7 protein-coding genes are annotated in these 6,129 nt (G+C 58.0%); 3 read left to right on the top strand and 4 right to left on the bottom strand.

All coding sequences use genetic code 11. The features are described 5' to 3' along the window. Nucleotides 1-260: 260 nt before the first annotated feature. The 4 genes from AC2FPW_RS16495 to AC2FPW_RS16510 all read right to left on the bottom strand — a co-directional run bounded on the left by AC2FPW_RS16495 (nucleotide 261) and on the right by AC2FPW_RS16510 (nucleotide 2,640). Nucleotides 261-833, bottom strand: a complete 573-nt coding sequence (locus AC2FPW_RS16495; RefSeq protein ID WP_267364209.1) for a cob(I)yrinic acid a,c-diamide adenosyltransferase — start codon at nucleotides 831-833, stop codon at nucleotides 261-263. Beyond that, nucleotides 833-1,036, bottom strand: coding sequence for a twin transmembrane helix small protein (locus AC2FPW_RS16500; RefSeq protein ID WP_496814576.1), 204 nt, complete (start codon nucleotides 1,034-1,036; stop codon nucleotides 833-835). Before AC2FPW_RS16500 ends, AC2FPW_RS16495 begins: the two co-directional genes overlap by 1 nt. A 77-nt stretch (nucleotides 1,037-1,113) precedes the next feature. Then, entirely contained in the window at nucleotides 1,114-1,941 is an 828-nt protein-coding gene (locus AC2FPW_RS16505; RefSeq protein WP_209506339.1) for an SDR family NAD(P)-dependent oxidoreductase, read from the bottom strand. A gap of 69 nt (nucleotides 1,942-2,010) precedes the next feature. Then, entirely contained in the window at nucleotides 2,011-2,640 is a 630-nt protein-coding gene (locus tag AC2FPW_RS16510; protein ID WP_496814578.1) for an SH3 domain-containing protein, read from the bottom strand. 201 nt (nucleotides 2,641-2,841) lie between these two features. On the opposite strand from AC2FPW_RS16510, the gene AC2FPW_RS16515 reads away from it, so the two are divergent. From AC2FPW_RS16515 to AC2FPW_RS16525, 3 genes are all read left to right on the top strand, one after another. Continuing rightward, on the top strand, nucleotides 2,842-5,190 hold the full coding sequence (locus AC2FPW_RS16515; protein ID WP_496814579.1) for a DNA topoisomerase IV subunit A: 2,349 nt from the start codon (nucleotides 2,842-2,844) through the stop codon (nucleotides 5,188-5,190). 96 nt (nucleotides 5,191-5,286) lie between these two features. Continuing rightward, entirely contained in the window at nucleotides 5,287-5,880 is a 594-nt protein-coding gene (locus tag AC2FPW_RS16520) for a hypothetical protein (RefSeq protein WP_480487110.1), read from the top strand. 112 nt (nucleotides 5,881-5,992) lie between these two features. Beyond that, nucleotides 5,993-6,129 (top strand): GTP-binding protein (locus AC2FPW_RS16525; RefSeq protein WP_480567066.1); only part of this gene is annotated, 137 nt, incomplete at its 3' end.

A 6,129-nucleotide genomic window follows, 5' to 3' on the forward strand; every position in this document is an offset into this window, starting at 1 on the left:
CTTTCACGCGGACCTTCACATTGTAGTCAATCACGCGTTTGACAGGTACCAGTACCTTCATTGTAGCGCTTTCTCCTCAAAAAACGGCAAGCCGCGAAGGCGACTCCACCAATGCTCTCGTCGGACTTGATAACGTCTGCTGCACCCGCAAAACAGAGCAAAATCGTCACGTCGTCGCGTCGGGACGTCGCGTTTTGCAGTTTTTTACCTTGAGGCACGCAAGATTGTTGCCCGCATTGCGCTTATTTTCAGGGAAATATTCAGCGGTTTGCGCCGGGAACCCACAGCACGTCGTCCTTGCCATCGTTATTTGCGCATCGGGCCGCGACGAAAAACCAGTCACTTAGCCGGTTGAGGTATTTGACGGCCACATCGTTAACCGGTTCCATATTCGTCAACTCGACCGCCAACCGCTCGGCGCGACGCGATACGGTGCGGCACACGTGCAAATGCGCGGCCAGCCGCGAACCGCCCGGCAGGATGAAGCTGCGCAGCGGTTCCAGTGTTTCGTTCATGATGTCAATTTCGGCTTCCAGCCGGTCGATCTGAGCGGATACGATTCGCAGCGGTGGATAGTCCGCTTCGGCATCCTTCTCCATTTCAGGGCGGCAGAAATCCGCGCCAAGATCAAACAGGTCGTTCTGAATCCGCGACAAGGCGGCATCGACTTCGCCTTCGGCCTCGGTACGGGCCACGCCAACAAAAGAATTCAGCTCGTCCACTGTTCCGTAGGCGGCAACGCGGCCCGAATACTTTGCCACACGCTCGCCATTGCCCAGAGCAGTTTTGCCATCGTCGCCGGTGCGCGTGTAGATTTTGTTCAGTACAACCATTACTGCACCCCTTGCCCGCGTAGAAAGACGTATAGCACGATCAAAATAACGGCGATGAACTGAAAGAGGATACGCAGACGCATCATCTTGTTGCTTTTCTTTGCTGCTTCCATGCCGCTTTTGCCGAAATTCGCGATGCCCAGGGCTAACACAACGACAACCGCCGCCATGGCCAGAAGCAGAATGACCATTAAAGGGTCCATTTAAAGTCACCGTCCGGTTTTTTCGATTATCACCCATCTAGCGTCAAGGCGCCGAAAAGCGAACGGGAAATAACGTCTCAGATATCCGAAAGGATGCGGTCCGTGGCTTTTGTGGGCAGAATTCGGCGCAGAACCCCTGCGACATATGTCGGGGTGGTCACATAGTAGCGTGGTTTGGGGCGTCGCGCCTCGACCGCATGGGCCAGCTTGTCGGTGACGGCAGAGGCTGGCAGTTCGAACCGGTCGGGCGCACTGTTTTCGTATAGTCGCTTCAGCAGCGAACCTTCGTATTTTTCCCGCAGGGCCGAGTTTTCCCAGTCGATGTATTTCTCGAACACGGGGATTGCCTTTTCCCTGAGCTTTGAGGTGATCGGGCCGGGCTCGATCAAAACGACCTGAATGTCTGTATCCCGCAGCTCCAGCCGCAAGGTGTCGGTCAGTCCTTCGATGGCGTATTTGGTGGCGACATATGCGCCGCGCCAGGGGAAGGCGACAAGACCAAGTACCGAGGAACATTGCACGATCCGGCCGTGGCCCTGCTCGCGCATGACGGGAATAACCTGTCTGGTCAGCTCGTGCCATCCAAAGACATTGGTTTCAAAGATATGACGCAGAGCGTCTGTCGGGACGTCTTCAACCGCACCGGGCAGCCCGTGCGCACCGTTGTTGAACAGCGCGTCCAAAGTTCCACCCGTTGCCTCAAGTACATATGACAATCCCGAGGAAATGCTGTCGCGGTCGGTATAGTCGATTCTTGGGCTTTCAAACCCCTGCGCGCGCAGGCGGTCACAGTCGCGCTGCTGTCGGCAGGATGCAAACACACGCCAGCCTCGTGCACGCATTCCGTGTGCTGCGTCCAGACCAATGCCCGACGAGCATCCCGTAATAAGAATCGATTTCTGCATGTGCCTTCCGAAGCTGAACCCCACCAAAAGCTAGGGTGGGGTTTGCGGCAGGGCAATGACGTCCGGGCGTCAGTTTGATGTTTTCCGGACAAGTGATGCTGAAATCCACCCGACCTGTTGCGCGGGCAACACGCGCAGGCGTAACCAGCCGGTGCCGGAATCGCTCAGGACCTCGACCTGTTGGCCAAGCGCGGCTTTACCGATGATGGGATAGATTGTACCGGGCCCATCGCGCAGATTAACCCGGGTGCCCGAGATTTCGCGGATGTCCTTCGGGGCCTCGGCAGGCGTGGGCAGTTCGACTGTGGGCAGCTCGGCGTCGGTGACCACCTGCTCCAGCGCGCTTACGCCCTGTTCCAATGATGCCAGGGTCAGGGTCACGCTTTCGTCTTGAAACAGCGAGGGATTGGCTTTCAGGCCAGCCGCGACCTGCGAGAGGAGGGCCTTTGTTTCGGTCTCACCCAACTGGGTTACCGCCTCGGCAACAGGTGGAACCACCAGTGCGGGTTTGACGGCGGCACGGGTGACCAAATCTTCGACAGGTGCAAGTTCAACGACCGGGGCAATCGGTTCGGCCACGACAGCCACGCGTTCCGGTTTGGCAGGGCGCACGCCGCGCGGTTCAAAATCAGGGCCACCGCTCATCACGTAAAAGGTCCAGCCGAGCGCGGCAAAGGTAACAAGTATCAGGCGCGTCATGGCGCTTCCCCCAAGGCAATCGTAACATCAACAAAAGGCAGCAAATCAATTGGTGAGATCTTAGCATATTTTGGGTGACGAGTCGAAAAATGGGGGAAAACAACACGGTGTCTCCCCCTGTTGCAAAAAGCACGACTTTTCCCCAGCAATTTATGTGCTGTTCGCTTTACCAAGGCGCACTTGCGTCGTATCACATCATATATGAACGATACGATCGATGACCCCAACATGCAGGCCCCCACAGGTGGGGGCGAGGTGGCGGAACCGCTGCGCCGCGCGATTGGTGAGCGGTATCTGACCTATGCGCTGTCCACCATCATGCACCGGGCGCTGCCCGATGCGCGGGACGGGTTGAAGCCGGTTCACCGCCGAATCCTCTACGCGATGAGAGAGTTGCGACTCAGCGCGACCGGAGGTTTCCGGAAGTCTGCCAAGATTTCCGGCGACGTGATGGGCAACTACCACCCGCACGGCGACGCCGCGATTTACGACGCGATGGCGCGTCTGGCACAGGATTTCAACGTCCGCTATCCGCTGGTCGACGGGCAGGGGAATTTCGGCAATATCGACGGCGATAACCCGGCGGCCTCGCGCTATACCGAAGCGCGGATGACCATCGTGGCAGAGGCGCTGCTGGAAGGGTTGAACGAAGACGCCGTTGATTTCCGCGACAATTACGACGGCACCCTGACCGAACCGGTCGTGCTGCCCGCACAGTTCCCGAACCTGCTGGCCAATGGCGCAAGTGGTATCGCGGTGGGGATGGCGACGAATATCCCGCCGCACAACATCTCGGAACTCTGCGACGCTTGTCTGCATCTGATCAAGACGCCGGACGCGCGCGACGACACCCTGTTGAACTACGTGCCCGGCCCTGACTTCCCAACCGGAGGCGTGATTGTCGAGCCGCCCGAGAACATCGCGCAAGCCTATCGCACCGGTCGTGGTTCGTTCCGGCTGCGCTGCAAATACGAGGTTGAGGATCTGGGGCGCGGCCAATGGCAGATCATCGTCACCGAGATTCCCTATCAGGTTCAGAAGTCCAAGCTGATCGAGAAGATCGCCGAGCTAATCCAGACCAAGAAAATCCCGATCCTTGCCGATGTACGCGACGAATCCGCCGATGACATCCGCCTGATCCTCGAGCCGCGCTCCAAGAACGTGGACCCTGAAGTGCTGATGGGCATGCTTTATCGCAACTCGGACCTAGAGGTGCGGTTCAGCCTGAACATGAACGTGCTGATTGACGGGGTGACGCCCAAAGTCTGCTCGATGAAGGAAGTGCTGCGCGCTTTCCTTGATCACCGGCAAGAGGTGCTGATCCGCCGCTCGCGCCACCGCATGGCCAAGATCGACCACCGGCTGGAAGTGTTGGAGGGCTTTATCGTTGCCTTCCTGAACCTCGACCGTGTGATCGACATCATCCGCTATGACGACGACCCCAAAGCCGCGCTTATGCGCGAGGATTGGGGGATCGACCATATCCGCGCCACCAGCGAGGCCGACTATGTCTCACCCAAACCGGGCGAGGGCGAGTTGTCCGAGGTTCAGGTTGACGCGATTCTCAACATGCGCCTGCGCAGCTTGCGTCGTCTGGAAGAGATGGAGCTGGTCCGCGAACGTGATGAGTTGATGCTGGAACGCTCCAACCTCGAAGACCTGCTGGCCGACGAAGGCCTGCAATGGGCCAGGATTGCCGAGCAGTTGAAAGAGACGAAAAAGACCTTTGGCAAAGATTACGAAGGCGGCGCACGCCGCACGCGGTTCGCCGAAGCGGGCGAGGTCGAAGAAGTGCCGCTTGAGGCGATGATCGACCGCGAACCAATCACGGTCGTTTGCTCTCAGATGGGCTGGATTCGCGCCATGACCGGTCATATCGACCTGACCCGTGAATTGAAGTTCAAGGATGGCGACGGGCCGCGCTTTATCTTCCATGCGGAAACGACCGACCGGTTGCTGGTCTTCGCTTCGAACGGGCGGTTCTATACTGTCAGCGCGGCCAACCTGCCTGGCGGGCGGGGCATGGGCGAACCCCTGCGCCTGATGGTCGACCTGCCGAACGAGGCTCGGATCATCGATATCTTGATCCACAAGCCGGGGCGCAAGCTGCTGGTGGCTTCGGATGCGGGCAACGGGTTTATGGTGCCCGAAGATGACGTGCTGGCGCAGACGCGAAACGGCAAGCAGGTGCTGAACGTCAAGGACAACGAAACAGCAGTGATCTGTATACCGGTCGAGGGCGACCACGTTGCAATCGTGTCCCAGAACGGCAAGTTCCTTGTCTTTCCGATCGAGGAATTGCCCGAAATGACCCGCGGCAAGGGCGTGCGCCTGCAAAAATACAATATGGCACGCGGGCGACAGGGAACGCTGGAGCTGGATGGCGGTCTGTCTGACATCACAACCTTCAACTGGGAGGAAGGCCTGAAATGGTCCATGGGGGGCGACAAGACCCGGCATGAGGCAGATATGTCCCAATGGCTGTCCAAGCGCGCCAGCGTAGGGAAAAAAGCGCCCTATGGTTTCCCGCGGGACTATAAGTTTTCGTGATCCGGCCTCGGTTGCGGTAGAAATCCACCGATACGGCTTGGCACAACCCGTATCGGTGCGCTAGACCAAAGAAAAACAGGCCTATCGAGAAGAGACATGTTGCGCATTCTGACCCTGATCACCGGATTGGCCCTGATGGGCGCTTGCACCCAGACACAGGTTTATGAACCGCCCGAGTCACTGGGGGAATTCAAGCTGCGGGTCAACTACGCCTTCGCTGACAAGGCCGTGCAAGGGCCAGTGTCGCGCGACGCAACGCCCGACGAATGGACGAAGGCCATCCAGAATGCAGTCGATATTCGTCTGGGCCGTTATGAAGGCACGCAGGAATACGACATCGGGATCAGCCTGGAAGGCTACATGCTGGCGCCTCCGGGAATCCCGATCATCTACAATCCCAAAAGCACCGCGATTGTGTTGGTCAACGTCTATGACGTGAAGAAAGAAAAGTTTCTGGCCAAGGGAAAGCAGTTCCAGGTGCTGGAAGACACGACCGGAGGCAGTGCGCTGAAAGGGTCGGGGCACGAGCGCACCAAAGAGGAACAAATGGCCGGTCTGTCATTGAAAGTTGCCGACCGGGTCGAAGAGTGGCTGGCTGAAGAACATGAAGACAAAGGTTGGTTCGAAAAACGGCCAGACCTGATCCAGCCCCTCGATTCCACCGAGGTTACGCAAAATCCGGCGGGATAAGCGCATTTCCCTCAGGATGTGCTTGATTTTCCCCTTTGAACCAAATATCTCGCGCGCGCAGATAGTAACCCGGGACCAAGGGTCCCCCAAATCGCAAAAGGGCGCCTGAGGAATGGCAAAGGAAAAGTTTGAGCGTAATAAGCCGCACGTCAACATCGGCACGATTGGGCATGTTGACCACGGCAAGACGACGCTGACCGCAGCGATCACCAAGTATTTCGGTGACTTCAAGGCGTATGACCAGATTGA

It is taken from the genome of Ruegeria sp. SATB027, from assembly GCF_059613825.1.